The sequence below is a fragment of the Streptomyces sp. NBC_00190 genome (genome assembly GCF_036203305.1).
In the GTDB taxonomy this organism is placed as follows: domain Bacteria; phylum Actinomycetota; class Actinomycetes; order Streptomycetales; family Streptomycetaceae; genus Streptomyces.
Genome location: NZ_CP108131.1, coordinates 4,558,570 through 4,583,060, shown reverse-complemented (window position 1 = coordinate 4,583,060; position 24,491 = coordinate 4,558,570). Strand labels below are relative to the sequence as shown.

Genomic DNA, 24,491 nt, shown 5'->3' with positions numbered 1-24,491 from the left:
GTCTTTCGTCAAGCGGCCAGGGCGCCCTGAGAGCACACGGCTGAGGCGCGAAGAGGACCTGCACGACGAGACGCCCTGACCGGAGAACCACTCACCCACACGTCCAGAGCCCGGCCGGTGCGCAGTCACACCGACCGGGCTCCGTCACGTCCCGCCCGACGCCGGCCTTGAGGCTCGCGGCCGCACACGCCGCCGACGTCACGGCTCATCGATACCGATCACCGCACCCGGCGGGTACGGCGAGTGCGCCACACCTCCACGGGCGGCCAGTTCAGCGATGCGGCGGTAGGGGGCGTCGGCGCGCTCTCCACTTTGAGGACACACCGGATTCGCACGGGCGAGCGGCACACGCGGGTCCCTGACGCCGCGTCACTCACATAGACCATTTTTTCTGATTTACAGCGTATTGCTGTGAAATATGCGTGACTACTCCCGCGTGACGGCGTATCACTACCTCGGGCAAGGAGTCGCTCTCGGTCCCCGCTCAGGGGGGAGCCTGCGCGCCGGTGCAGGTAGGGGACTTGCGGCCCTGAGTAGCCATCGTCGCGGGCGCTCGGGATCTTCCTTCGGGAGGACTGAGACCCGAAGCAACAAGAAAGGTCCTGCTATGGCACTGGATGTCATCCGGTCGGGTCCACCCGACAGAAGACCTCAACGCAATATGTTCAAACGGGCAGCCCTCGTCATGCTCCCCGCAGCGCTGCTGGCGGCGTCGGCCACCATGCTCTCGAGCCTCGCTCACGCTGCAGAAGCCCCCGTGGGACTGGGGACCGCCACCAACTACGCGGTCCTGGCCGGTTCAACCATCACCAACACGAACCCGACCATCATCAACGGCGACCTGGGGCTCCACCCGGGCACGTCAGTGACCGGCTTTCCGCCCGGCACCGTCAACGGAACGCAGCACGTAACCGACGCCGCCGCCGCGCAGGCGAAGTCCGACCTCGTGGTCGCCTACAACGATGCGGCAAGCCGGGGACCCGGGACCGCCACTTCGGCGGACATCGGCGGACAAACGCTGGCGCCCGGCGTCTACACGGCCTCGTCGACACTGGCCATCACCGGGACGGTCACTCTCGACGGCCAGAACAACCCCGACGCCGTCTTCATCTTCCAGATTCCGTCGACCCTGACGACGGCTCCGGCGAGCGTCGTGGCCTTCATCAACGGAGCGAATGCCTGCAACGTGTTCTGGCAGGTGGGCAGCTCCGCCACCATCGACACGACCTCCCAGTTCAAGGGCAACATCCTGGCCCTTACGTCCATCACGCTGAACAACAGCGCCGTGATCGAAGGCCGCGCCCTGGCGCGTAACGGCGCGGTCACCATGGACAACAACACCATCACGAGGGCGGCCTGCGCCGTTGGCCCGCCTGGACCTCCCGGGCCGAGCGGGCCTCCCGGACCGACAGGCTCGCCTGGCCCGACGGGCTCTCCCGGCCCGACCGGCGCCCCCGGCCCCACCGGCGCCCCCGGCCCCGATGGCAGCCCCGGCGCCCCTGGCGCTCCCGGTGCTCCCGGCGCCCCCGGCCCGACCGGCAGCCCTGGCGCCCCCGGTGCCCCCGGTGCTCCCGGCCCCGACGGCAGTCCCGGTGCCCCCGGCCCGACGGGTGCCCCCGGCCCGAGCGGCAGCCCCGGCGCCCCCGGTGCCCCCGGCGCTCCCGGCCCCGACGGCAGTCCCGGTGCCCCCGGCCCGACGGGTGCCCCCGGCCCGAGCGGCAGCCCCGGCGCCCCCGGTGCCCCCGGCGCTCCCGGCCCCGACGGCAGTCCCGGTGCCCCCGGCCCGACGGGTGCCCCCGGCCCGAGCGGCAGCCCCGGCGCCCCCGGTGCCCCCGGCCCCGACGGCGCTCCCGGCCCCACCGGTTCCGCAGGACCCGCAGGACCCGTAGGACCTGCCGGACCCGCCGGACCCGCCGGACCCGCAGGACCCGCCGGACCCGCAGGACCCGCCGGACCCAAGGGGCCTCGCGGTGACAAGGGCGAAAGCGGCGACTCAGGCGATCACGACCACGGTCATGGTCACGACGATGACGAGGGCAACGAGGGCAACGAGGGCGACGAGGGCGAGCACGGTCGCGACGACGACCACGGCAAGCCCGGCCACGGCCACCACGACCACGACCACGGCAAGCCCGGCCACGACCACGACGACGGCGACCAGGGCAAGCCCGGCCACGACCAGGGCAAGCCCCCGTGGGCCGACTTCCTGCCCGGCGGCCTCGACGATGTTCTGCGCCCCTTCGGTCCCGGCCACACGGCGAAGAGCGTCAACTTCGCCCCGGTGAGCGCCACCACCGCCCGGCAGTCGAAGGAGGCGTCGCCAGACCTTGCCGCGACCGACTCAAGCAGCGAGGGCGGCATCGTGGCCGCCACTGCCGCCGCGCTGGCATTCATCGGAGGCTCGGCCTTCTTCGCCATGAAGCGGACCCGCCGAGGCACGGCAACCCGACAGGATTAGCCCGTCGCAGGCAGGAGCCGAAGCTCGATCAACCACATAGGCCGTCCGGTCCGCCGTTCGGCGGCTGAGCCCCTGGACACATCGTCCGGGGGCTCAGTGGCGCTCACGGGTTCGGCAAAACAGCGCGCGGGCGTCTGGCCAGGATTCTGTGCCGGCGTACGCCTTGACGGCTTCCTCGATGAAATTCCGGGTACGGTCCGGGCTCAGCGCCTGGGCCTGCAAGTGCGCGTACATATCGCTGTAACGCCGCACGTCGGATCGTTTCTCCAGATAGAGGTCGCTGGTGAACCTTTCCAGATACACCACGCCCACATCGGCGGCGTCGACGAACTCGAGCAGCGCGAACTGTCCCGAGACGCCCGGGTGCGCACCCACATCGTGAGGGAGAACCTGCATGGTGATGTGCGGCTGGGCGCTGAGGCGGGTCAGATGGTCCAGCTGCTCGCGCATGACCTCACGGCTGCCCACGCCGCGCCGCAGCGCCGATTCGTCCAGCACGACCCATAGGCGCAGCGGGTTGCCCGGGGCGCGCAGCTGGTCCTGGCGCCGCATCCGCACCTGCAAGCGTGCGGTGGCCTGTTCGGCAGTGGCATGAGGGATCGTTCCTGCGATGACCGCTCGCGCATAGGCGGGGGTCTGCAGCAGGCCTGGAATCACCAGGGGCTCGTAGATCCGGATCGCGGCCGCCTCGGCCTCCAGGCCGATGTAGGCGCCGTACGTGATGTCTTCGTAGGCGTTCCACCAGCCCTGCTGACCCGATTCCTGGGCCATCCGCATCAGATGGTCAACGCGCCGCTGATCCCGGACTCCGTACAGCGCGCAGAGATCTCGCACATCGCGCGGCTTGATGAGGCGGCGACCGTTCTCCAGCAGACTGATCTTGGGCTGGGAGATCAGCAGGCGTGCCGCCACCTGCTGCGTCGTCATACCGCTGATCTCCCGCAGCCGACGTAGCTCCGACCCAAGTCGGCGCCTGCTGACGGTGGGGTTGAGAGTGACACCCACGAGGCGCATACCTCCGCTTCCAAGAACCTTGCGCTGACAAGCAGATTGCCACGGCCGGGGCAGCTGAAACCGCCTTGACCCCGCGTCATGCACGGTGAGTCACGCCGGGCGCCGAGCGACCTGAATTTCGCATTACATCTCACCCGGCTGACCATATTTTCCGGTCGCAATAAACAAGAAGCGGAATATCACCCGGAGTGACCCCTAGAAATCGAACTTCCACACGCCAGACCGCAATGTCTGCGAATAGCGGATTGCGCGGAAACCGCCCAAATGAACCGCAATCCGATACAGGTTTCTACGCAATATGCCAGCACCAGAGAGCCTGCCCCGTGATCTCTGGCTCGCCGGTACGGCGCACAACGCCGGCCTGGATCCCTACGGCCACCGCCCTGATGATCACCCTCGCCCCCAGCCGCTGACACGGCGGCCAGGGCCGCCGCCAGGCCAACACGGTCGCACCGTACGCATGGTCTCCGTCGGCATCCACGCCGGCCACGACAGAATCTGGCACGCTCCGCGCCCGGGCGTCCGAGTCCGGCTGGAACGAGTCTGGAGCGGACGTATCCGCTACGGGCGCGCCACCTGATCTCCCGGGCGACGGAGGCCCGCATCGCTGCGAAAAGTCCCTGATGCCGGAGATCCGCCACAGGCATAACATGGTGGATGGGTCATCGCACTCTCACGTGCGGCGGCCTGGAAGGGCGGCCCCGGCGTGTGAATGTGCCGGGGCCGTTGTGTCAGCGTGGTCCCGCCACAGGGTCCTCCTGTTCGTCCTTCTCGTGGCCGTCGTCCTGGGGCTGATCGGCGCGGTGGCGGAAGGCGTGTTCTATCTCCTGATCATCGCCATCCTGCTCGCGGTGGCCGACGTGGCCTTCATCGCCACACGACGGTCCCGGCGATCGCATCGCCGGGACCTTCGTCAGCGCTGCGGCCGGAAAGGTTCGCCCGGACGCGGCGTCCGATGCGGTGCATCACAAGGCGGGGGGCCGCTGCTCGTACTGGACGTACTTGCGCGGGCCCGGGGCCGTGACCCGGCGGACCTTGCCGGTCACAGAACTAGCACCGGCCGCGGCGTTCTGCGTCCGCGTCCGTCCATTTCCCGGAACGGGCGCCCACCCCAACGAGGGGTCCTGCCGGACACGGGCCACTACACCCTCGAAGAATCGCCCGGCCCTCGCGACGGCTGTCGAACGGTTCCTCGGCCGCTGAGGCTTCAGGATCGGGCTGCCGGGTCGGCGGCACCGCCGTCCTCGCGTTCGGGTGTGGCGACGATATCCGGGACACGCACGTCCGGCAGCGACCCCATCAGGTCCGGGTCGAAGAAATAGCTCACGTCATCCCACAGAAGATCAGCCACACCGTCATGCTGCCTCCCCGATCCAACGCAGCCCCGTTTCCCTTGACCAAAGAGATAGGGGCACCCCCGGTCAGCTGCCGATCGCAAATCGGCCACTTCGTGCGACGAAGAAGGCAAATTCTCTTTTTAGCAAGGCTAGTTGATGATCGAAATTGGGTGTTTGCTCGCGCATTTCAGCAGCATTTCGCGAGGAAGCGCCAGGTCAGCCCTGCATGGCGGGACGGTAGAACTCCATGGCGATGTTGTCCGGATCCCTGAAGTTGAGATGGAGCCCGGACGGGTCCTCGACGATGCCCGAGTGCGCGATGCCCCGCTCGTCCAGCTGGGACTCCCAGGCCTCCAGCGCGGCACGGTCCGCGACGTGGAACGCGCAGTGGTCCAGTCCGACCCGAGCCGGGTCGAAGGCGTCCGCGCCGTTCGTCGCCGCGTGCCTGCGGAAGCCGAGGACGATGACCGGTGAGGCAATGGCCGCGAACGGGCCGTACTCGTCCTCCACATCGAGAACCGTCTGCGTGTCCAGCAGCTGGTTGTAGAACTCCGCGCTGCGTTTCACATCGCTCACCGTCAGGGTGAGGTGCCCGATCCCAAGGGTCTCAGGCATGGACGCCACCTCCTCTCGGTGGTGCGCTGTCTCCCTTCCGATGCTACGCCGGCGCCTTTCACGGACTGTGGTCGTCTGGCAGCCTGGGCGCATGAAATCCGTACTGCTGACCCCCTGGGGCGACGGGGACTTCTGGCTGCTGGAGCGCAAGAACGAACCCGCCATGACCGAGCACCTGGGCGGCCCCGAGCCGGCGGAGAAACTCGCCGACAGGCAGCGGCGCTACGAGGCCCTGAGCGCGCGCGAGCCGGCGGCCGGGCGGATGTTCCGGGTGAGCGCCGACGGTGCCGGTGTCGGCTCGGTCGGCTTCTGGGAACGGGAGTGGCAGGGCCTGCCGGTCTACGAGGCCGGCTGGGGCATCCTGCCGGAGTTCCAGGGCCGCGGCCTGGCGGTGGCCGCGCTGGCCGAACTCCTCGCCTACGTCCGGACCCACGGCACCCGCGACACCGTCCACGCCTTCCCGGGCACGGACCACGCGGCGTCCAACGCGGTCTGCCGCCGGGCGGGCTTCGAGTGCCTGGGCGAAGTCGACTTCGAATACCCGCCCGGAGTCCCCCACCCGAGCTACGACTGGGCCTACCGGATCCGATAGCGCTGTGACCGGCAAGGTCCACCCGGCCCTTCCGGCCACAGCAGCGGCCCCCCGCACCGGCCCCCGCCACGGACAGGTCACGCGGTCAGGACGATCCGCCCGCGCGTCCCCGGAGTCGCCAGGTGGGCGTGGGCCTTCGGGGCGTCGGCCAGCGGGAAGGTGTCCGCCACCCGGAGGGTGAGCGCGCCCGCGTCGACGAGGGAAACCAGCCGGGCAAGGTGCTCCCCGTCCGCGGCGACCTCCTGCTCCGCCACTCGGATGCCGCGCTCGGGAGCGGGCGCGGCGCCGGGGATCAGGCCGACGTAGACCCCGCCGTCGCGGACGAAGGCCAGGGCGGGGTCTCCCAGGACCGCCGTGTCCAGAACCCCGTCCACGGGCCCGGCCGGAGCCTCGCCGCGCGGTACGAAGGCAGCCGCGCCCAGGGACCGTACGAGCTCCTCGTCCTGCGCACCCGCCAGGGCCGTCACCACGAGGCCGGCCCGCGCGGCGAGCTGGACCGCGAGGCCGCCGACCACGCCCGCCGCGCCGGTGACGAGCACCGAGGACCCGGGGGCGAGCCCCAGCAGGTCCACGGCGCGTGCGGCGGTGAGCCCGCTCAGCGGGAGTGCCGCCGCGGCCACCGCATCCACGGTGGTGGGCGCGGCCGCCACGGCGGAGGCGTCGAGCACCGCGTACTCCGCGTGCGTACCCAGCGGCTTGACCGGCCCGTAGTGCAGCCCCACGACCCGGTCGCCGCGGCTCCAGCCGGTCACGCCGGCCCCGGCCTCGACTATCTCCCCGGCCACGTCCCAGCCGAGTCCGAGCCGCTGCCCGGCGCCGCCGAAGACGCCGGCGCGGACCGCGCCGTCCACCGGGTTGATCCCGGCGGCCCGCACGCGGATCAGGACCTGGCCCGCGGCCGGCCGCGGCACGGTCACCTCGGTCAGCTCGACCTGCTCCGGCCCGCCGAACTCGTTCACCACTGCCGCCAGCATCGTCGTCTGCTCGCTCATGTCGACTTCTCCCGTTCGCTTCGTTCGTCAGTCAGTTCGCTCGTTCGCGATGAGCACTAACTTAGGGAGAGGTACTCTCTTTTCGTAAGTACGCACTTCGAGGTGCGTACCCGACCCGGAAGTGGGGCACCCATGGCCACCCGCACCGCCGCAGCCCGCCGCGAAGACGCCCGCTACGCCTACGACGCCTTCCTCAAGGAGTGCCCCACCAGCCAGCTCCTGGCGCGGATCAGCGACAAGTGGGTCGGCCTCATCGTCAGCGCCCTCGGCCAGGCCGAGGACCGCTCCATGCGCTACAGCGACCTCGGCCGCAAGATCCCCGGCGTCAGCCAGAAGATGCTCACCCAGACCCTCCGCTCCCTCGAACGCGACGGCCTGGTCACCCGCACCGTCACCCCCACCGTCCCCGTCCGCGTCGACTACCGGCTCACCGACCTCGGCAGCAGCCTCGGCTGCCTCCTCTCCTCCGTGAAACTGTGGGCCGAGAACCACTTCGACGAGGTCAGCGCCCACCGCGACAGCTACGACCACGCCGCCGCGACCTCCTGACCCCTGCCACCCGGCCTCCTAAAACCAGCCGCGTCCACCGCCCCGGCAGTGGCATGCTGACAGGGTGAACGGACCCGGTATTCAACTCACCCTCGCCCCCGAACTGCGCCTGTTCGCCGCGCCCAGCCGGCGCACCGAACGCGTACCGACCGCGACCGACGGCGCCTCCAGCCTCGGCCACGTCGTCGAATCGGCCGGCGTCCCGCTCACCGAAGTCGGCCGCCTCCTCGTCGACGGCCACGAGGTGCCCGTCTCCTACGTGCCCCAAGACGGCCAGTCCGTCGAGGTGTTCGGAGTCGACCGCCCCCAGCAGGTCCCCGGCGCCCCGCTCCGCTTCCTCCTCGACGTCCACCTCGGCACCCTCGCCCGCCGCCTGCGCCTCCTCGGCGTCGACGCCGCCTACGAGAACGAGGACATCGGCGACCCCGCCCTCGCCACCCGGTCCGCCGCCGAACAGCGCGTGCTGCTCTCCCGCGACCGCGGACTGCTGCGCCGCCGCGAGCTCTTCGCCGGCGCCTACGTCTACAGCGACAACCCCGACGAGCAACTGCGCGACATCCTCGGCCGGTTCACCCCCGTCCTCGCGCCGTGGACCCGCTGCACCGCCTGCAACGGCCCGCTCCACGAAGCCGACAAGGACAGCGTGGGCGACCGCCTGGAACACGGCACGCACCGCTCCTACGACGTCTTCGCGCAGTGCACCGACTGCGAGCGCGTCTACTGGCGCGGGGCCCACCACGCCCGCCTGGAGCGGATCGTCGACGAGGCGCTCGTCGAATTCGGCACCGCCGACTCCGGCACCGCCTGACGCCTGACGCCTGACGCCCGGCGCCCGGGGTACCGCCCCGGCGCCTGACGCATCTGACGCCCGGCGTTCCCGGCCGCCCGACCCGGCGCCCGGTACACCTCCCCGGCGGTCCCCGGCTGGCAGACTGCCGAGGTATGACCTTCGCCAAGGACGCAGAGGGCAAAGAGGACCCGGCGGACACCGAGGACATCATCGACGTCGTGGTGGTCGGCGCCGGCCCCACCGGACTGCTCCTTGCCGGGGACCTGGCCGCCGCCGGACTCTCCGTCACCCTCATCGAACGCCGCCCGCGCACCGCCCCCAACCTCACCCGCGCCTTCGCCGTGCACGCCCGCACCCTCGAACTGCTCGACGCCCGCGGGCTCGCCGACGAACTGGTCTCCACCGGCCGGCGGATCGACCGCCTGCGCCCCTTCGGAGGCATGGCTCTCTCCTTTCAGCGGCTGAGCACCCGCTACCCGTTCACACTCGTCACCCCTCAATACGAGACAGAGAAACTCCTGGAGCGTCGCGCGCTGTCCACAGGCGTCGACATCCGATATGACTGTGGGCTCATCGGACTACGTCAGGACCGCGACACCGTCACCCTCGACGTACGCACCTCCAACGGCACCTCCAACAGCGCCTCCAACAGCACCTCCGACGCCGCCCACGACGGCCCGCCCGACGCCCCCCGCACCTCGTCGCTCCACGCCCGCCACGCCGTCGGCGCCGACGGCGTCCGCTCCACCGTCCGCACCGCCCTCGGCCTGCCCTTCCCCGGCCAGGCAGTCGTCCGCTCCATGGTCCTCGCCGACGTCCGCCTGGCCCAGCCTCCCGAAGAGCTCCTCGCCGTCGACAGCAACACCGACTCCTTCGCCTTCTTCATCCCCTTCGGCGACGGCTGGTACCGCGCCATCGGCTGGCGCCGCGACAGCCGCGCCCGCGACACGGACCCCGTCGACCTCGACGAACTGCGCGCCATCGCCCGCACCGCCCTCGGCACCGACCACGGCATGCGCGACCCCCGCTGGATCTCCCGCTTCCACAGCGACGAACGCCAGGTCCCCCACTACCGCTCCGGCCGCGTCTTCCTCGCCGGAGACGCCGCCCACGTCCACTCCCCCGCCGGCGGCCTCGGTATGAACACCGGCCTGCAGGACGCCGCCAACCTCTCCTGGAAACTCGCCGCCGCCCTCCACGGCCACACCCCCGACCCCGAAGCCCTCCTCGACAGCTACCACCGCGAACGCCACCCCGTCGGCCGCCTCGTCCTGCGCATCAGCGGCGCGCTCGTCCGCGCCGTCATGGCCTCCGGCCCCGTCCGCCGCACCGCCCGCAGCCTCGGCGTCGCCCTCCTCCCCCGCATCGGCCCCGCCCAGGACCGCGCCCTCGGCCTCGTCTCCGGCATCGGGATCGCCTACCCGCCACCACGCGGCACCCACCGCCCCGCCGGCCGCCGCGCCCCCGACCTCGCCCTCACGCCCGGCCCCCACGGACAGCGCCTGTACGAGGCCCTGCGCGCCGGCGGCTTCGTCCTCATCACCCCGCCCGACCGGACCACCCCGCCCGGAGCCCCCCTCACCCACGTCCACTGGCGCACGGAGCGGCGTACCGCCTGCGTCCTCGTCCGGCCCGACGGGTACATCGCCTGGAGCGCCCCCCGGGCCACCGACGGCGAACTCACCGCGGCCGTGGCCGCCTGGCTCCTGCCCGCCTCCCGCAGCGCCGGCTCCGGCGCTGCGGGAGGCGGCCCCGCTCAGAAGGCGTAGGAATCGCCCGTATCCAGCGCCAGCACCACGTGCTCGTTGTTCTCGAGGTTCCGGTCCGTCGCGCCGCCGTTCCACCACGTGTCGACCCGCACCACCACCTCCGGCGCCGCCTCCCGCAGCCCCAGCGCCAGCCCGATGTGCCGCCCCCGCCCGTGCAGCGGCAGCCGCCCCGTCTCGCACACCACCTCACGCAGCCCTGCCCGCGCACAGCCCGGCGCCAGCTCCTGCCGGTCCGCCAGCGCCGCCGACAGCCGCACCCGCACCGTCGCGTTCGGCAGCGCGGACGGCCCCTCGTTCTGCGGGACCAGCAGGATCCGCAGCTGCGCGTGGGCCAGGGAAACCCGGCCGTGGTACGCCACGTCGGCCTCCGGCTCTGCCTCCGCGGGGACCGGCCCCGCGGGTACCGGCCCCGCGGAGGCCGCCCCCGCGGGCAGACCACCGCCGAACACCAGCAGCCCGGCCAGCACCACACTCCGTACGGCAACACGGCGCATCGCCACCACCTCCACGCGCGGACGCTAGCCGCCACCCGGCCGGACCGGTCGGACCATCACACGAATGAGGGCACGCCGTCCCGCCATTCGCGCGCCGCCCCCACCCCTCCCCACCCGCCCCCGTGCGTAGGCTTCCGGCCATGCTGATCGCCCGCTCCGCCGCCCTCTTCGCCCTGGCCGCCCTCCTGGAGATCGGCGGCGCCTGGCTCGTCTGGCAGGGCGTACGCGACCACAAGGGCTGGGCCTGGATCGGCGCCGGAGTCATCGCCCTCGGCCTCTACGGCTTCGTCGCCACCCTCCAGCCCCAAGGCGACTTCGCCCGCGTCCTCGCCGCCTACGGCGGGGTGTTCGTCGCCGGATCCCTCGTCTGGGGCGTGGTCGCCGACGGCTACCGGCCCGACCGCTGGGACGTCATCGGCGCCCTCGTCTGCCTCGCCGGCACGGCCGTGATCATGTACACCCCGCGCGGCCACTGAACCCCGGCGACCCCACGGGCCCCGCCTATGCTGGCGGGGAATCGTCCGTACGAACGAACCAGGAGCCCCGCACATGAGCACGGCCACCAAGACCGCCGTAGTCACCGGAGCGAGCAGCGGCATCGGCGCCGCCACCGCCCGCCAGCTCGCCGCGGCCGGCTACCACGTCGTACTCACCGCCCGCCGCAAGGACCGGATCGAGGCCCTCGCCGCCGAGCTCACCGCGGCCGGCCACTCCGCCGCCGCCCACGCCCTCGACGTCACCGACCGCCCCTCCGTCGACGCCTTCGCCGCCTCCCTGGAGCGCTACCCGTCGGTCGACGTACTGGTCAACAACGCGGGCGGCGCCATCGGAGCCGAGCCCGTCGCCACCGGAGACCCCGCCGACTGGCGCACGATGTACGAGGTCAACGTCATCGGCACCCTCAACGTCACCCAGGCCCTGCTGCCGGCCCTCACCGCCTCCGGCGACGGCACCGTGGTCGTCCTGTCCTCCACCGCCGGCCACTCCACGTACGAGGGCGGCGCCGGCTACGTCGCCGCCAAGAACGGCGCCCGCGTCCTCGCCGAGACCCTCCGCCTGGAGATCGTCGGCCAGCCCGTCCGCGTCATCGAGATCGCCCCCGGCATGGTCAAGACCGAGGAGTTCGCGACCACCCGCTTCCGCGGCGACACCGAGAAGGCCGCGAAGGTGTACGCGGGCGTCGCACACCCCCTGTCCGCCGACGACGTGGCCGACACCATCACCTGGGCGGTGACCCGTCCCAGCCATGTCAACATCGACCTCCTGGTGGTCCGCCCCCGCGCCCAGGCCTCGAACACCAAGGTCCACCGCGAGCTCTGACCCCTACGGGGACGAGCACGGCCGCCTTCAGGTGCGGCACGAGGGCCGCCGGCTCCAGCCCGGCGGCCCTCGCCGCGTCCAGGGCCCGCTGAAGCTCCGCCGCCGGCGTCGGCGGCGTCTCGCCCCAGGTGGTGATTCCCGACGCCCGCCCGCGCGAACCCGGAGGGCCCGAGGGCGAGCGACAAGCACGCGGGATCTCCACACCGCACGCCATGATCTAGACCAACTCGGCCCGTCAACCCCCGGCCCACAAGCCGAAGTTGACGCCGTACGCCCCTCCCGGGCCCGTATGGGTGAATGCGCGCGGATTGTCGGCGGGCACGGCTACGCTCCGGAAGCGTGAGTCACGAAAGGGAGGAAGCTATGGCCGTGATACAGCACGAGACCACGATCGCGGAGGCCGCCGATCGACTCTCCAGGGAGCTTCCCGGGCACCGAGTGGAAATTCTCCAGGGACGGCTCACGGTGACACCACCCGCCGATGGGCGACACGCCCGAACGCCGACCCGGCTCACCGTGGCCTTTCACGAGGCAGGGGCCGAAAAGGCGGGCCTGGAGTTCCTCCAGGGCATCGGCATCTGGCTGCCCACCGGCGAGGACGACTACGCCATCCCGGACTTCTCGCTCGTCGAGGCGGACTTCCTGGACCACAAAGTCGTGAGGAACTGCTACCGGCACGATGTCTTCCGCGTGATCCTCGAGGTCACCTCCTCGAACTGGGCGGACGCCACCGGCACCAAGGTGGAGAGCTACGCCAAGGCCGACGTACCGGTCTACGTCATCGCCGATCGGCACCACGACGAAGTCGTGATCTATACGGATCCTCGCGGCACGACTTACCGCCTGCGCAGAACCTTCAAGCGCGGCACGACACTCACCCTTCCCGACCACCTCGGAGTGACCGTCGAGCTACCGGTCGACATGCTGCTCGACTGAGCGAGAGCAACGCGGAGGGGCCCGGACCGATCACGGTCCGGCCCCTCCACTCCCCCGACAACTGCACGCAGGTCTCAACCCTTGACGCAGACGAGAGCCTTGAGCTTGGCCACGACCTGCACGAGGTCCGTCTGCTGGTCGATGACCTGCTCGATCGACTTGTACGCGCCGGGGATCTCGTCCACGACGCCCGAGTCCTTACGGCACTCCACGCCTTGAGTCTGCTCCGCCAGGTCGCGCGCCGAGAATCGCTTCTTCGCCGCCGTCCTACTCATCTTCCGGCCCGCGCCGTGCGAAGCCGAGTTGAAGGACTTCTCGTTGCCGAGGCCCTTCACGATGTACGAGCCCGTACCCATGGAGCCCGGGATGATCCCGTAGTCACCGCTGCCCGCACGGATCGCACCCTTGCGCGTCACCAGCAGGTCCATACCGTCGTACCGCTCCTCCGCCACGTAGTTGTGGTGGCAGCTGATCTCGCGGTCGAAGGAGACCTTCGCCTTCCGGAACTCCTTCCGGATGACCTCCTTGAACAGGCTCATCATCGCCGCGCGGTTGTACTTGGCGTACTCCTGCGCCCAGAAGAGGTCGGTTCGGTACGCCTCCATCTCGGCCGTCGCTGCCAAGAACACCGCCAGGTCGCGGTCGACCAGGCCCTGGTTGTGCGCGAGGCCCCGAGCCACGTTGATATGGAACTCCGCCAGCTCGTTGCCGATGTTCCGCGATCCGGAGTGCAGCATGAGCCAAACCGCCCCGGACACATCAGTTGAAAGTTCAATGAAGTGATTCCCGGACCCGAGGGTTCCGGTTTGCCGCATCGCCCGGTCCCGCCGGAACTTCACCGCATCCGCGACGTAGTCGAAGCGCTCCCACAGATCCCCGAACCCCGAGTCCGAGAACCCGTACAACCGCGCGGGATCCAGCGCCTCCTTGTGCATCCCGGCCCCCACCGGGATCGCCTGCTCGATCTTCGACCGCAGCTTGGACAGGTCCCCCGGCAGGTCGTTCGCCGTCAGGGAGGTCTTCACCGCCGACATGCCGCAGCCGATGTCCACGCCCACCGCCGCCGGGCAGACCGCGTCCTTCATCGCGATCACCGAGCCGACGGTGGCGCCCTTGCCGTAGTGGACGTCCGGCATGACGGCCAGGCCCTTGATCCATGGGAGGGTGGCGACGTTGCGCAGCTGCTGCATCGCGCCGTCCTCGACCGACGCCGGGTCGGTCCACATCCGGATCGGGACCTTCGCCCCGGGCACCTCTACGTACGACATAAGGACTCAATCCCCCGACAACAACAGAAAAGCCTGAATACGCAAAAAGCCTCGCTCTTGGCCCCAAATACGACAGGGGACCGGCGCCAGCACCAGCGTGTGCGATAGACATTGTGTCCATCCGCGCCCAAGTCGCGGCAACGCATTTTCCTGACCGTCGGGGGCCCGCCGGTCGAAGGGAGCCATTGGACGTGCAGCGCAAGGCGGTACGGCGAACCCTGCCGGGCATCGCGATGCTCACCGCACTCGTCGCCGGGGCGGCCGGCCTGACCGGGTGCACGAGCGGCAGCGGTAAAGGGAGCACCAGCGACTCGAAGGCCGGCGGCAGCTCGGCCGCGCCCGCCCAACCAGGGAAGTACCGCATCCTGCCCGCGCCATGCAAGGCCGGAGCCGACAGCAAGCGCCTCAAGGCCATGCTTCCGGCCGCGGACTCGCTCACCCCCGAACAGCGCGACCAGCTCTACGCCGGCACCGCGGACGCCTCGTACGACGGCGACCGGCGCGTCGGCTGCCGGTGGACCGCGCAGACGCCCGAGGAGACCCGGCTGCTGTCGGTCGGCTTCGAGCGCGTGGTCTCCTACGACCGGGCCGTCGCCAGCGACGACGACAAGGCGCGCCAGGTGTACGTGCGCCAGCTCACCGACGCCCACCTGCCCTTCCCCGGCCCGAGCCTCAACCCCACGCCGGCCGCGACGACCGCGGGTACGCCCGCCGCTCCCCCGGCGGCCACCGCCCCCGCCACGGCACCCGCCACCGCGCCCTCCGGCGCTCCCGGCTCCGGATCGCCCTCGCCGGCCGGAAGCCCGTCCGCCCCGCCCGCCGAGCTCGGTTCCCGCGTACTGGAGGGCCTCGGGACCGAGGCCTTCATCGACGACAAGCTGAGCCCCGCCGGGGCCACCGCGGCGCAGTCCCGCACGGTTCGGATTGTGTTCCGCACCTCGAATGTCATCGTCACGCTGGAGTACAGCGTGCAGCCCGCGCTGCCCGGCACGGTCCCGTCGAGCGCCGAAACCCAGGACAAGGCACGGCAGTTGGCGCAGGCTCTGGTCGAGCGCCTGGGCGAGTGAACGGGGCGCGCCGTGGCCCCGGGTGACGGCGCGCACAGCACGGCGCCACCCGATCGGGCTACCGTTGCCCGGGTCCCCTGTCCGAATCCGCGTCCGGATCCACATCCGGATCCGCGTCCGAAGAAGACCCCCTCACGCACTGAAGGAAACATGCACCGATCAGCCTCGCGCCTCACCCGCGTTCTCGCCTGCGCAGCCGTCCCGGTGATCCTCACCGTCGCCGGGTGCTCGTCCGACTCGGGCAAGGAGTCGGGCTCGGACGGCGGCAAGAAGCCCAGCACCGCCTCGTCCTCCAAGCCCAGTGGCAAGCCTTCCGTGGCCCTGGAGAAGGCGGCGTTCGCCACGCTGCCCGATCCGTGCAAGGCGGTTCAGGGCGGGACGATAGACACGCTCGTCCCGGAGGCGAAGGACAAGAACGGTTCGGCGACCAAGTCGAACGACCTGGCCAGCCGCGCCAGCTGCTCCTGGAACGGTCTGGACGAGGACGGTCTGAAGGGCTCGCAGTACCGCTGGCTCTCGATCTCCTTCTTCCGCTACGACTCGCACGCCTCCCTCGGCAGCGCGAACAAGCGCGCGGAGGAGCAGTACAACAAGCAGGTCGAGCTGTCGAAGGCGTCCGAGGGCGCGCAGAACGTGAAGGCGGATGCCGCGGGCGGGATCGGCGACCAGGGGACGTCGGTCGTCTACAGCGTGAAGAAGGAGGTCGACTTCTTCAACACGACGATCGTGGCGCGCACCCAGAACGTGGTCGTCACGCTCGACTACAACGGTGCGGCGTACGAGGGTGCCGGCGCTCCGGACCAGGCGAAGCTGCTCCAGGACGCGATCACGGCGGCCAAGGAGGCCGTGGCCTCGGTCGACGCGGCCAACAAGCAGCAGCAGCCGGAGCAGCCGCAGTCCCCGCAGCCCGCACAGTAACGGAAGTTACGCGCATTTCGGGTGTTTCGGGAGTAACTGGGCTGGCAGAGCAGTGACATGGAGTCACCCGTACGCTGTGCCTGCCGCAGCTCGGTAAAGGCTGGGTAAGGTCTCAGTGCTCGGCATGCCATGGGCATGTGCTCGACAAGGGGAGGGGATCGCGGGTGGCCGCGATGGAGCTCACTCGTACGCACCGGATACTCATCGGCGTCGTGGTCGCCGGAGCCGTCGTCATCGCGGCGATAGGTTTCGCGGGCTCGTACTCCGCGGTGCGCGCGCTCGCCCTGCAAAAAGGCTTCGGTAACTTCTCGCTCGTCTTCCCCATCGGCATCGACGCGGGCATCTGCGTGCTGCTCGCGCTGGACCTGCTGCTGACGTGGATCCGGATCCCCTTCCCGCTGCTGCGCCAGACGGCGTGGCTGCTGACGATCGCGACGATCGCCTTCAACGGTGCCGCGGCCTGGCCGGACCCGCTGGGCGTCGGTATGCACGCCGTGATCCCGGTCCTGTTCGTGGTGACGGTGGAGGCGGCCCGGCACGCGGTGGGCCGGATCGCGGACATCACCGCGGACCGGCACATGGAGGGCGTGCGCATCACCCGGTGGCTGCTGTCGCCGGTGCCCACGTTCAAGCTGTGGCGCCGGATGAAGCTGTGGGAGCTGCGCTCCTACGAGCAGGCGGTCGGCATGGAGCAGGACCGGCTGATATACCAGGCCCGGCTGCAGGCGCGGTACGGGCGGGCCTGGCGGCGCAAGGCCCCGGTGGAGGCGCTGATGCCGCTGCGGCTCGCCCGCATCGGTGTGCCGCTGTCGCGGACGGCGCCGGAGGCACTGGCGGTGACGGGGATAGAGCCGGCCGTGCTGCCGCCGCTGGAGCAGCAGGTCGCACCGGAGCAGCAGCCGGCCGCGGCCGCGGCCCTGGAGGCCCCGGTTCCGGCCGCCCCCGCCGCCGGGCAGGCCCAGCCCCAGGTGCCCGCCCCGGGGGCCGCCACCCACGCCCCGCCGGCTTTCGCGGTGGAGCCGACGGCCATGCCCGCCGCGCACAACAGCGCCTGGTTCGCGGCGCCGCTCGCCCCGCAGGCGGCGTACGAGGGCGGCTACAACCCCCAGTACGTCGAGGGCCTGGAGCCGATCCCGGTCATGCCCCCGGCGGGCCCGGAGGACCAGCAGGGGCCGCAGCAGGAGCAGTTGCCGATCCCGGCTCCCCGCCAGGAGGACCTTTCCGAGGACCCGGCCACGGTCATCGACGAGGTGAAGTTCGCGGAGGCCGCGTACGAGGTCTTCCGGGCGTACATCGAGGAGAACGGCAAGGTCCCCAGCCCCGAGCAGGTCGACATATACCTCTCGGACCGGCACGGGATCGTGCACCCGCGCAGCTTCACCACGATCACGCGGCTGATGCCGGACCTGAAGCAGCGTTACCAGCGCGATCTGGAGAACGAGCACATCGCGTAGGAAGCACACGCAGGTACGCGGAAGGGCCCGCACCCCTCGGGGTGCGGGCCCTTCCGCGTCACGCGGTGTCCCGGAGCCTCAGACGGCGAGCAGCTTGCGCACCCGGTCCGCGCCCACCGCCAGCAGCAGCGTGGGCAGCCGCGGCCCGGTCTCCCGGGTCACGAGGAGCCGGTAGAGCAGGGCGAAGAAGGTCCGCTGCGCGACCTTGAGCTCCGGCGTCGGCTTGGCGTCGGGCTCCAGCCCGGCCATGACCTTCGGCACGCCGTAGACCAGTGTGGTCAGCCCGTCCAGCGACCAGTGGGAGTCCAGTCCCTCCAGCAGCAGGCGCAGGGATTCGCGTCCCTCGTCGTCCAGGGAGGACAGGAGCTCCGCGTCGGGCTCCTCGCGTACGAGGGTCCGCTGGTCGGCGGGGACCTGGGTGGTGATCCAGTTCTCCGCGCGGTCCAGGCGCGGCCGTACCTCGTCGAGCGAGGTGAGCGGCTTCTCCGGCTCCAGGTCGGAGAGGATGCGCAGGGTCTGCTCGTCGTGCCCGGCGGTGACGTCGACGACGGACGCGAGCGTCCGGTACGGCATCGGCCGCGGGGTGCGCGGCAGCTCGGCGGCGGCGGTGCGCACGGCGCGGGTGTGCGCGGCGGCGTCGGCGGGCAGTACGGAGCCGTCGGCGACCTTGGCCTCCAGCTTGTCCCACTCGTCGTAGAGCCGCTGGATCTCCTGGTCGAAGGCGATCTTGAAGGACTGGTTCGGGCGGCGGCGCGCGTACAGCCAGCGCAGCAGCTGCGGCTCCATGATCTTCAGCGCGTCGGCCGGGGTCGGGACCCCGCCCTTGCTGGAGGACATCTTCGCCATGCCGCTGATGCCGACGAACGCGTACATCGGTCCGATCGGCTGCTCGCCGCCGAAGATGTGCACGATCTGGCCGCCGACCTGGAAGGACGAGCCGGGCGAGGAGTGGTCGACGCCGGAGGGCTCGAAGATCACGCCCTCGTAGGCCCAGCGCATCGGCCAGTCGACCTTCCAGACGAGCTTGCCTCGGTTGAACTCGCTGAGCTTGACCGTCTCGGTGAACTCGTCCTCGGTGCAGACGTAGGTCATCTCGGTCGTCTCGTCGTCGTACGAGGTGACCTTGGTGAAGTCCTTGCCGCACTCGCCGCAGTACGGCTTGTACGGGAAGTACCCGCCCTCGCCGGTGCTGCCGTCGTCCTCGGCGGCGGCGCCGGAGCCCTCGGCGGCCTCCAGCTCGGCCTCGTCGACCTGCTTCTGCTGGGGCTTCTTGCCGCCCGGCTTCTGCTTGGTGCGGTACTGGTCGAGGATCGCGTCGATGTCGCCGCGGTGCTTCATCGCGAACAGCACCTGCTCGCGGTAGACACCCGCGGTGTACTGCTCGGTCTGGCTGATCGGGTCGTACTCGACGCCCATCTCCGCCAGCGCCTCGACGAAGACGGCCTTGAAGTGCTCGGCCCAGTTCGGGTACGCCGATCCGGCCGGGGCGGGCACGGCGGTCAGCGGGCGCCCGATGTGCTGGGCCCACGACTCGTCGATGCCGGGGACACCCGCCGGCACCTTGCGGTACCGGTCGTAGTCGTCCCAGGAGATGAGGTGGCGGACCTCGAAGCCCCGGCGGCGGATCTCGTCCGCGACCAGGTGCGGGGTCATGACCTCACGGAGGTTGCCCAGGTGGATCGGGCCGGAGGGGGAGAGTCCGGACGCGACGACGACAGGTTTGCCGGGTGCTCGGCGCTCCGCCTCGGCGATGACCTCGTCCGCGAAACGGGAGACCCAGTCGGTCTCGGTGCTGCTCTGAGCCACGACACGTCCTTCTATCTCGAATGCTGGCTTCAGCCATTCTCCCAGACGGAACGGGCCACTCCGAGGTTGCTTTCGCCGGGGGAATCTCCTGAGAAACGAAGGGGCCCCGCGTGGGATACTCGGCACTTGTCGGAACAACCAAGTGCACCCACCGGCACAACCTCACAGGAACGGCAGCTCATGGCCTCGGTCCCTTCCCTCGCTTCTTCCGTCAATCAGCGCGTCGCGGACGCCCTCGCCTCGGCCCTGCCGGAGGCCGGTGGCGCCGACCCGCTGCTGCGACGAAGCGACCGGGCCGACTTCCAGGCCAACGGCATCCTGGCGCTCGCGAAGAAGGCCAAGGCCAACCCGCGCGAGCTGGCGACGACCGTGGTCGAAGGCATTCCGACCGGTGACCTGATCCAGGAGATCGAGGTCTCGGGCCCGGGCTTCCTCAACATCACCATCACCGACAAGGCGATCATCGAGACGCTCGCGGCGCGGGCGCTCGACGACCGGCTCGGCGTCCCGCTCGCGCAGAACCCGGGCACGACGGTGATCGACTACGCCCAGCCGAACGTCGCCAAGGAGATGCACGTCGGCCACCTGCGTTCCGCCGTGATCGGCGCCGCGATGGTCGAGATCCTGGAGTTCACGGGCCAGAAGGTGGTCCGTCGCCATCACATCGGCGACTGGGGCACCCAGTTCGGCATGCTCATCCAGTACCTGCTGGAGCACCCGCACGAGCTGGACCACAAGTCGGACGAGGTCTCCGGTGAGGAGGCCATGTCCAACCTGAACCGCCTGTACAAGGCCTCGCGCGCGCTCTTCGACTCCGACGAGGAGTTCAAGACGCGGGCCAGGGCCCGGGTGGTGGACCTCCAGGCCGGCGAGCCCGAGACGCTGCAGCTGTGGCAGCGGTTCGTGGACGAGTCGAAGATCTACTTCTACTCCGTCTTCAACAAGCTGGACATGGACATCCAGGACCCCGACGTGGTGGGCGAGTCGGGCTACAACGACATGCTGGTCGAGACGTGCAAGCTGCTGGAGGAATCGGGCGTCGCCGTCCGCTCCAACGGCGCGCTGTGCGTGTTCTTCGACGACGTCAAGGGCCCGGACGGCAACCCGACCCCGCTGATCGTGCAGAAGTCGGACGGCGGCTTCGGCTACGCCGCCACCGACCTGTCGGCGATCCGCGACCGCGTCGGCAACCTGGACGCCACCGAGCTGATCTACGTGGTCGACGCGCGGCAGTCCCTGCACTTCAAGATGGTCTTCGAGACCGCGCGCCGGGCGGGCTGGCTGAGCGACGAGGTCAAGGCCGTCCAGCTGGCCTTCGGCACGGTTCTCGGCAAGGACGGCAAGCCGTTCAAGACCCGTGAGGGCGAGACGGTACGGCTGGTGGACCTGCTGGACGAGGCCGTCGACCGGGCCACGGCCGTCGTGCGCGAGAAGGCCGCGAAGGTGGGCCTGACTGAGGCGGAGATCGTGGAGAACGGCCAGTACGTGGGCATCGGCGCGGTGAAGTACGCCGACCTGTCCACCTCGGCCGCCCGTGACTACAAGTTCGACCTGGACCAGATGGTCTCGCTGAACGGCGACACCTCGGTGTACCTCCAGTACGCGTACGCCCGGATCAAGTCCATCCTGCGCAACGCCGGAGAGCGCAAGCCGGCCGCGCACCCGGAGCTGGAGCTGGCCCCGGCCGAGCGTGCGCTGGGCCTGCACCTGGACCAGTTCGGCGAACTGATCGCCGAGGCGGCCGCGGAGCACGCCCCGCACAAGCTGGCGGCGTACCTGTACCAGCTGTCCTCGCTGTTCACGACGTTCTACGACCAGTGCCCGGTCGTGAAGCCGGAGCCGGAGCTGGTCGTGGGCGAGAACCGCCTGTTCCTGTGCGACCTGACGGCCCGCACGCTCAGCAAGGGCATGTCCCTCCTCGGGATCCGGACGCCCGAGAAGCTCTGACGTCCGGACATCGCACACGACGTGGCCAACGGCCCCGGCAGCTGCTGCTGCCGGGGCCGTTGGCATTTCGTGATCTTCAAGCCGTCCACTTTCACGCCGCCCCCACTAATCTGAGCATGTTCAAAAGACTTGTGGGGGGAAACAAATGAAGAAGATCAAGCGCATGGCCGCCGTGGCCGCGGTCGCCGTGGCCGGACCGACCATCCTGACCGCGACGCCCGCCATGGCCGCCGACCAGCCGGCCGTGATCGTTCCTGACGTGGCGCCGAAGGACGACGCCACCGCCGACGCCGGTGCGCCGACCACGCCCGTCGTCGAAACGCCCGGTGCCGAGAAGCCCGGTGCCGAGAAGCCCGGAGCGGACAAGCCCGGCGCGGACAAGCCGGTCGCGGAGAAGCCCGCGCCCGTCGTCGACACGCCCGCGCCGACCACCCCGGCCCCGGCGCCCGCCGAGCAGCCCGCGAAGGACGCCAAGGCCCCCTCGGACAAGCAGCACGCCGACTCCGACGGCATCATGATGGGCCCCGACGTCAGCGTCGCGGGCATCCCGAAGAACGGTTTCAAGCCGGGCGGCGACTGGACCCAGCTGAAGGTGACGGTCGACAACTCGGGCGGCCCCTGGGTCAACGGGCTCCAGCCCCACCTCTCGATCGGCAAGGCCGGGGGCAAGCTGAAGTCCGGCCACTACGAGATCGAGTCGCGCCACGTCCGCACGGACGGCAGCAGCTACTGGTGGCCCGCCACGGCGCTCAACACCGACGGCGACGACTCCAGCATGAGCGGCTACTTCATCGGCACCGTCGGTCCCCTCGACCGCGGCGCGAGCTACGACATCGACGTGCGGATCCGCTTCACCGCGGACGCCCCGCACGTCGCCTTCGACATGGCGTCCGACGCCGTGAGCATCAGCGCCGACGGCTGGAACTGGGGCCCCAGCAGCTGGTACAGCACCAAGATCGAAGGGGCCGAGGACGGGGACGAGGACCCGTTCGTCGAAGGGCCCGCGCTGACGGTGAACGGCGTACCGGAGACCGTCAAGGCCGGCGGCGACTGGACCAACCTGTCCGTCCGCGTCGACAACTCCGGCAAGAAGGCCCTGGACGGATTCGACGTCGGCCTGGTCCTGGCCCGGCCGGACTGGGTCCCGATGAAGGGCTCCCAGATCAAGGTCGAGGTCCTGAGCAAGGACAAGAACGGCAAGGCCGGCTGGCACGAGGCCGAGATCCGGTCCGAGGAGGAGGGCGTGTTCCTCGGAGTCGACCTGGCGAGCGGCCCCGTCGCGGCCGGCCAGAGCTTCGACATCCAGGTCCGCATCCGCCTGACGGCGGACGCCCCGCTCGGCGACCTCCGCATCTCCTCCTGGGGCTCTTCCCAGGTCGGCCCGGAGACCCCGAAGCCGTGGGCACAGTCGCACTCCAAGGCCCGCCTGACGAAGATCGTCGCCGCCGACCCGGCCCCCGGTGACAACGGCAACCAGCCGAAGCCGAACGGCGGCTCCAAGCCGAGCGTCGACAACGCCAAGGGCGGCTCCGGCGGCGAACTCGCCGCCACCGGCGCCGACGCGGCCACCACCTGGGCCCTCGGCGGCGCGGGCGTGGCCCTGGCCATGGGCGCCGCCCTGGTCGCGGGCACCGGCCGCCGCCGCCGCACCACCGCCTGAGCCGACACCTCAGCCGTATGACGGGGCCCGCAGGGATGTTCTCCCCGCGGGCCCCGTCCTTTCACGCCCCGCGCTCACGTCCGCCGTTCACCCGAACGGCCCGATTCGGTCAGTGCACCCCGGGTAGGGGACGGCCCGTCCTTCCCCCCTCCGACGGGAGACCCCGTGCCCGACAAGAACGGCCCCTACAAGCCCGGCACCCCGTGCTGGATCGACCTGATGGTCCCCGACCAGCAGGCGGCTCTCGACTTCTACTGCGACCTCTTCGGCTGGCAGGGCGAGGTCGGCCCGCCCGAGCAGGGCGGGTACTCCGTCTGCACCCTCAAGGGCAAGCCGGTCGCCGGCGTCATGAAGGCGATGAACCCGGACGGCACCGTCCCGGACCCGATGCCGCCGACCGCATGGACCACGTACCTGGCCACCGACTCCATCGACTCCACCCTCAAGGCGGTCACCGACGCCGGCGGCTCGGTGATGATGGGCGCGATGGACGTCATGGACCTCGGCCGGATGGCCGTGATCACCGACCCCACCGGCGCGGCCGTCGGCCTGTGGCAGGCCGGCACCTTCGACGGCGCCGGCATCGTCAACGAACACGGCGCCCTCATCTGGAACGAGCTGAACACCGGCGACGTCCCCGCCGCTGCCGCCTTCTACTCGGCCGTCCTGCCCGTCACCACGGCCCGGTCCGAGATGCCGGACGCCGGGGACTACACCGAGTTCAAGGTCGGCGACCGCGCGGTCGGCGGGATGATGGACCTGGCCAAGCTGCCGGCCGGGGTGCCGCCGCACTGGATGCCGTACTTCCACGTGGACAGCGTCGACGAGATCCAGGCCGCCGCCGAACGGGCCGGAGGCAGCGTCATGGCCCCGGCCTTCGACATGGTGGCGGGCCGGATGGCCGTCCTCGCGGACCCTCAGGGCGGCACCTTCTCGGTGATCACGGCGGCCGCCCCGGAGCAGTCCGACTGATGTGACCGGGCGCACAGGGAATGTCCTGACTGTGCGCCCCCTCCTTCCCGGTGACGGTTCGTCCACCACGAAGGGGGCTCACATGAGGAACAAGCGCGCGGGGACGGCTCTGGCCGGGCTGCTGGCGGCGGACGCGGCAGTGCACCTGTACTGGGCCACCGGCGCGACCTGGCCCGCCGCCGACGAACGGGCCCTGTCCCTGGCCGTCCTCGGCATCGAGACCTCCTTCGGACCGGGCTCGGTGCTCCCCCTGGCCGCCGTACTGCTGACGGGAGCGTCCGCCGCACTCGCCCACACCCACGGCCGCGGCGGCCGGGCGACGCGGGCCGTCACGGGGGCGGTCGCGGCCGGCCTGACCGTGCGCGGCCTCGCGGGGCTCGGCTGGGCGGCCGGCGTCCTCGACAGCCCTCCGGGCAGCCCCTTCTACGCCCTCAACCTGCTCGTCTACACCCCCGCCTGCCTCGCCGCCGCCTGGGCGGCGGCCCGCCTCGCCGCTCAGGCGGGCGCGGCCACGCGGGTGAGGCCCTGACCGG

General features: G+C 70.8%; 22 protein-coding genes. 15 read left to right on the top strand and 7 right to left on the bottom strand.

Translation table 11 applies throughout. The features are described from left to right. The first annotated feature begins 757 nt into the window (after positions 1-757). Positions 758-2,458, top strand: a complete 1,701-nt coding sequence (locus OG429_RS22105) for an ice-binding family protein (protein ID WP_328927026.1) — start codon at positions 758-760, stop codon at positions 2,456-2,458. Positions 2,459-2,551: 93 nt separating this feature from the next. Here OG429_RS22105 and OG429_RS22100 read toward each other — a convergent pair whose 3' ends face one another. From OG429_RS22100 to OG429_RS22085, 3 genes are all read right to left on the bottom strand, one after another. After that, the gene (locus OG429_RS22100; protein WP_405679046.1) at positions 2,552-3,472 is read right to left on the bottom strand and encodes a helix-turn-helix domain-containing protein; all 921 of its coding nucleotides are present in this window, start codon (positions 3,470-3,472) and stop codon (positions 2,552-2,554) included. Between the two features lie 1,207 nt (positions 3,473-4,679). Beyond that, positions 4,680-4,823 (bottom strand): hypothetical protein, encoded by a 144-nt coding sequence (locus OG429_RS22090; RefSeq protein WP_328930567.1) that lies wholly within the window; start codon positions 4,821-4,823, stop codon positions 4,680-4,682. Positions 4,824-5,025: 202 nt separating this feature from the next. Then, a complete protein-coding gene (locus tag OG429_RS22085; RefSeq protein ID WP_328927024.1) occupies positions 5,026-5,424 on the bottom strand; it encodes a VOC family protein in 399 nt (132 codons plus the stop codon). A gap of 91 nt (positions 5,425-5,515) precedes the next feature. Here OG429_RS22085 and OG429_RS22080 point away from each other — a divergent pair, with 91 nt between their 5' ends. Continuing rightward, a complete protein-coding gene (locus tag OG429_RS22080; RefSeq protein WP_328927023.1) occupies positions 5,516-6,016 on the top strand; it encodes a GNAT family N-acetyltransferase in 501 nt (166 codons plus the stop codon). A 77-nt stretch (positions 6,017-6,093) separates the two neighbouring features. On the opposite strand, the gene OG429_RS22075 is transcribed toward OG429_RS22080, so the two are convergent. Beyond that, on the bottom strand, positions 6,094-6,990 hold the full coding sequence (locus OG429_RS22075; protein ID WP_328930370.1) for an NADP-dependent oxidoreductase: 897 nt from the start codon (positions 6,988-6,990) through the stop codon (positions 6,094-6,096). A gap of 150 nt (positions 6,991-7,140) precedes the next feature. On the opposite strand from OG429_RS22075, the gene OG429_RS22070 reads away from it, so the two are divergent. The 3 genes from OG429_RS22070 to OG429_RS22060 all read left to right on the top strand — a co-directional run bounded on the left by OG429_RS22070 (position 7,141) and on the right by OG429_RS22060 (position 10,116). Further along, on the top strand, positions 7,141-7,557 hold the full coding sequence (locus OG429_RS22070; RefSeq protein WP_328927022.1) for a winged helix-turn-helix transcriptional regulator: 417 nt from the start codon (positions 7,141-7,143) through the stop codon (positions 7,555-7,557). A gap of 64 nt (positions 7,558-7,621) precedes the next feature. Beyond that, complete coding sequence (locus OG429_RS22065) at positions 7,622-8,365, top strand: Mut7-C RNAse domain-containing protein (protein ID WP_328927021.1); 744 nt, start codon at positions 7,622-7,624, stop codon at positions 8,363-8,365. Between the two features lie 134 nt (positions 8,366-8,499). Next, entirely contained in the window at positions 8,500-10,116 is a 1,617-nt protein-coding gene (locus OG429_RS22060) for an FAD-dependent monooxygenase (RefSeq protein WP_328927020.1), read from the top strand. Here the strand turns inward: OG429_RS22060 and OG429_RS22055 are convergent. Next, entirely contained in the window at positions 10,104-10,610 is a 507-nt protein-coding gene (locus OG429_RS22055; RefSeq protein ID WP_328927019.1) for a hypothetical protein, read from the bottom strand. The genes OG429_RS22060 and OG429_RS22055 overlap by 13 nt on opposite strands. Before the next feature lie 140 nt (positions 10,611-10,750). Here OG429_RS22055 and OG429_RS22050 point away from each other — a divergent pair, with 140 nt between their 5' ends. From OG429_RS22050 to OG429_RS22040, 3 genes are all read left to right on the top strand, one after another. Then, complete coding sequence (locus OG429_RS22050; RefSeq protein ID WP_328927018.1) at positions 10,751-11,086, top strand: YnfA family protein; 336 nt, start codon at positions 10,751-10,753, stop codon at positions 11,084-11,086. Positions 11,087-11,159: 73 nt separating this feature from the next. Beyond that, on the top strand, positions 11,160-11,930 hold the full coding sequence (locus OG429_RS22045) for an SDR family oxidoreductase (RefSeq protein WP_328927017.1): 771 nt from the start codon (positions 11,160-11,162) through the stop codon (positions 11,928-11,930). A 297-nt stretch (positions 11,931-12,227) separates the two neighbouring features. Next, complete coding sequence (locus tag OG429_RS22040; protein WP_328927016.1) at positions 12,228-12,866, top strand: Uma2 family endonuclease; 639 nt, start codon at positions 12,228-12,230, stop codon at positions 12,864-12,866. 74 nt (positions 12,867-12,940) lie between these two features. On the opposite strand, the gene OG429_RS22035 is transcribed toward OG429_RS22040, so the two are convergent. Beyond that, positions 12,941-14,134, bottom strand: a complete 1,194-nt coding sequence (locus OG429_RS22035) for an RtcB family protein (RefSeq protein WP_328927015.1) — start codon at positions 14,132-14,134, stop codon at positions 12,941-12,943. Positions 14,135-14,325: 191 nt separating this feature from the next. On the opposite strand from OG429_RS22035, the gene OG429_RS22030 reads away from it, so the two are divergent. From OG429_RS22030 to OG429_RS22020, 3 genes are all read left to right on the top strand, one after another. Then, positions 14,326-15,201 (top strand): DUF3558 domain-containing protein, encoded by an 876-nt coding sequence (locus OG429_RS22030; RefSeq protein ID WP_328927014.1) that lies wholly within the window; start codon positions 14,326-14,328, stop codon positions 15,199-15,201. Between the two features lie 150 nt (positions 15,202-15,351). Further along, positions 15,352-16,119, top strand: coding sequence for a DUF3558 family protein (locus OG429_RS22025; protein WP_328927013.1), 768 nt, complete (start codon positions 15,352-15,354; stop codon positions 16,117-16,119). A gap of 173 nt (positions 16,120-16,292) precedes the next feature. Next, on the top strand, positions 16,293-17,573 hold the full coding sequence (locus OG429_RS22020) for a DUF2637 domain-containing protein (protein ID WP_328927012.1): 1,281 nt from the start codon (positions 16,293-16,295) through the stop codon (positions 17,571-17,573). A 78-nt stretch (positions 17,574-17,651) separates the two neighbouring features. Here the strand turns inward: OG429_RS22020 and lysS are convergent, their stop codons facing one another. After that, the gene (gene lysS / locus OG429_RS22015; RefSeq protein ID WP_328927011.1) at positions 17,652-19,379 is read right to left on the bottom strand and encodes a lysine--tRNA ligase; all 1,728 of its coding nucleotides are present in this window, start codon (positions 19,377-19,379) and stop codon (positions 17,652-17,654) included. A 180-nt stretch (positions 19,380-19,559) separates the two neighbouring features. Here lysS and argS point away from each other — a divergent pair, with 180 nt between their 5' ends. From argS to OG429_RS21995, 4 genes are all read left to right on the top strand, one after another. Next, positions 19,560-21,326, top strand: a complete 1,767-nt coding sequence (argS, locus tag OG429_RS22010; RefSeq protein WP_328927010.1) for an arginine--tRNA ligase — start codon at positions 19,560-19,562, stop codon at positions 21,324-21,326. Between the two features lie 145 nt (positions 21,327-21,471). Beyond that, positions 21,472-22,986: a hypothetical protein gene (locus tag OG429_RS22005; RefSeq protein ID WP_328927009.1), complete on the top strand. Its 1,515-nt coding sequence runs from the start codon at positions 21,472-21,474 to the stop codon at positions 22,984-22,986. A gap of 219 nt (positions 22,987-23,205) precedes the next feature. Next, positions 23,206-23,958 (top strand): VOC family protein, encoded by a 753-nt coding sequence (locus OG429_RS22000; protein ID WP_328930369.1) that lies wholly within the window; start codon positions 23,206-23,208, stop codon positions 23,956-23,958. 82 nt (positions 23,959-24,040) lie between these two features. Further along, positions 24,041-24,487, top strand: a complete 447-nt coding sequence (locus tag OG429_RS21995; RefSeq protein WP_328927008.1) for a DUF3995 domain-containing protein — start codon at positions 24,041-24,043, stop codon at positions 24,485-24,487. Positions 24,488-24,491: the final 4 nt, after the last annotated feature.

Excerpts from the sequence above, each read along its gene's own strand:
- OG429_RS22100 (WP_405679046.1), bottom strand. The coding sequence starts at position 3,472 with ATGCGCCTCGTGGGTGTCACTCTCAACCCCACCGTCAGCAGGCGCCGA.
- OG429_RS22085 (WP_328927024.1), bottom strand. The coding sequence starts at position 5,424 with ATGCCTGAGACCCTTGGGATCGGGCACCTCACCCTGACGGTGAGCGAT.
- OG429_RS22080 (WP_328927023.1), top strand. The coding sequence starts at position 5,516 with ATGAAATCCGTACTGCTGACCCCCTGGGGCGACGGGGACTTCTGGCTG.
- OG429_RS22075 (WP_328930370.1), bottom strand. The coding sequence starts at position 6,990 with ATGCTGGCGGCAGTGGTGAACGAGTTCGGCGGGCCGGAGCAGGTCGAG.
- OG429_RS22070 (WP_328927022.1), top strand. The coding sequence starts at position 7,141 with ATGGCCACCCGCACCGCCGCAGCCCGCCGCGAAGACGCCCGCTACGCC.
- OG429_RS22060 (WP_328927020.1), top strand. The coding sequence starts at position 8,500 with ATGACCTTCGCCAAGGACGCAGAGGGCAAAGAGGACCCGGCGGACACC.
- OG429_RS22055 (WP_328927019.1), bottom strand. The coding sequence starts at position 10,610 with ATGCGCCGTGTTGCCGTACGGAGTGTGGTGCTGGCCGGGCTGCTGGTG.
- OG429_RS22050 (WP_328927018.1), top strand. The coding sequence starts at position 10,751 with ATGCTGATCGCCCGCTCCGCCGCCCTCTTCGCCCTGGCCGCCCTCCTG.
- OG429_RS22045 (WP_328927017.1), top strand. The coding sequence starts at position 11,160 with ATGAGCACGGCCACCAAGACCGCCGTAGTCACCGGAGCGAGCAGCGGC.
- OG429_RS22040 (WP_328927016.1), top strand. The coding sequence starts at position 12,228 with ATGCGCGCGGATTGTCGGCGGGCACGGCTACGCTCCGGAAGCGTGAGT.
- OG429_RS22035 (WP_328927015.1), bottom strand. The coding sequence starts at position 14,134 with ATGTCGTACGTAGAGGTGCCCGGGGCGAAGGTCCCGATCCGGATGTGG.
- OG429_RS22025 (WP_328927013.1), top strand. The coding sequence starts at position 15,352 with ATGCACCGATCAGCCTCGCGCCTCACCCGCGTTCTCGCCTGCGCAGCC.
- OG429_RS22020 (WP_328927012.1), top strand. The coding sequence starts at position 16,293 with ATGGAGCTCACTCGTACGCACCGGATACTCATCGGCGTCGTGGTCGCC.
- argS (WP_328927010.1), top strand. The coding sequence starts at position 19,560 with ATGGCCTCGGTCCCTTCCCTCGCTTCTTCCGTCAATCAGCGCGTCGCG.
- OG429_RS22005 (WP_328927009.1), top strand. The coding sequence starts at position 21,472 with ATGAAGAAGATCAAGCGCATGGCCGCCGTGGCCGCGGTCGCCGTGGCC.
- OG429_RS22000 (WP_328930369.1), top strand. The coding sequence starts at position 23,206 with ATGGTCCCCGACCAGCAGGCGGCTCTCGACTTCTACTGCGACCTCTTC.
- OG429_RS21995 (WP_328927008.1), top strand. The coding sequence starts at position 24,041 with ATGAGGAACAAGCGCGCGGGGACGGCTCTGGCCGGGCTGCTGGCGGCG.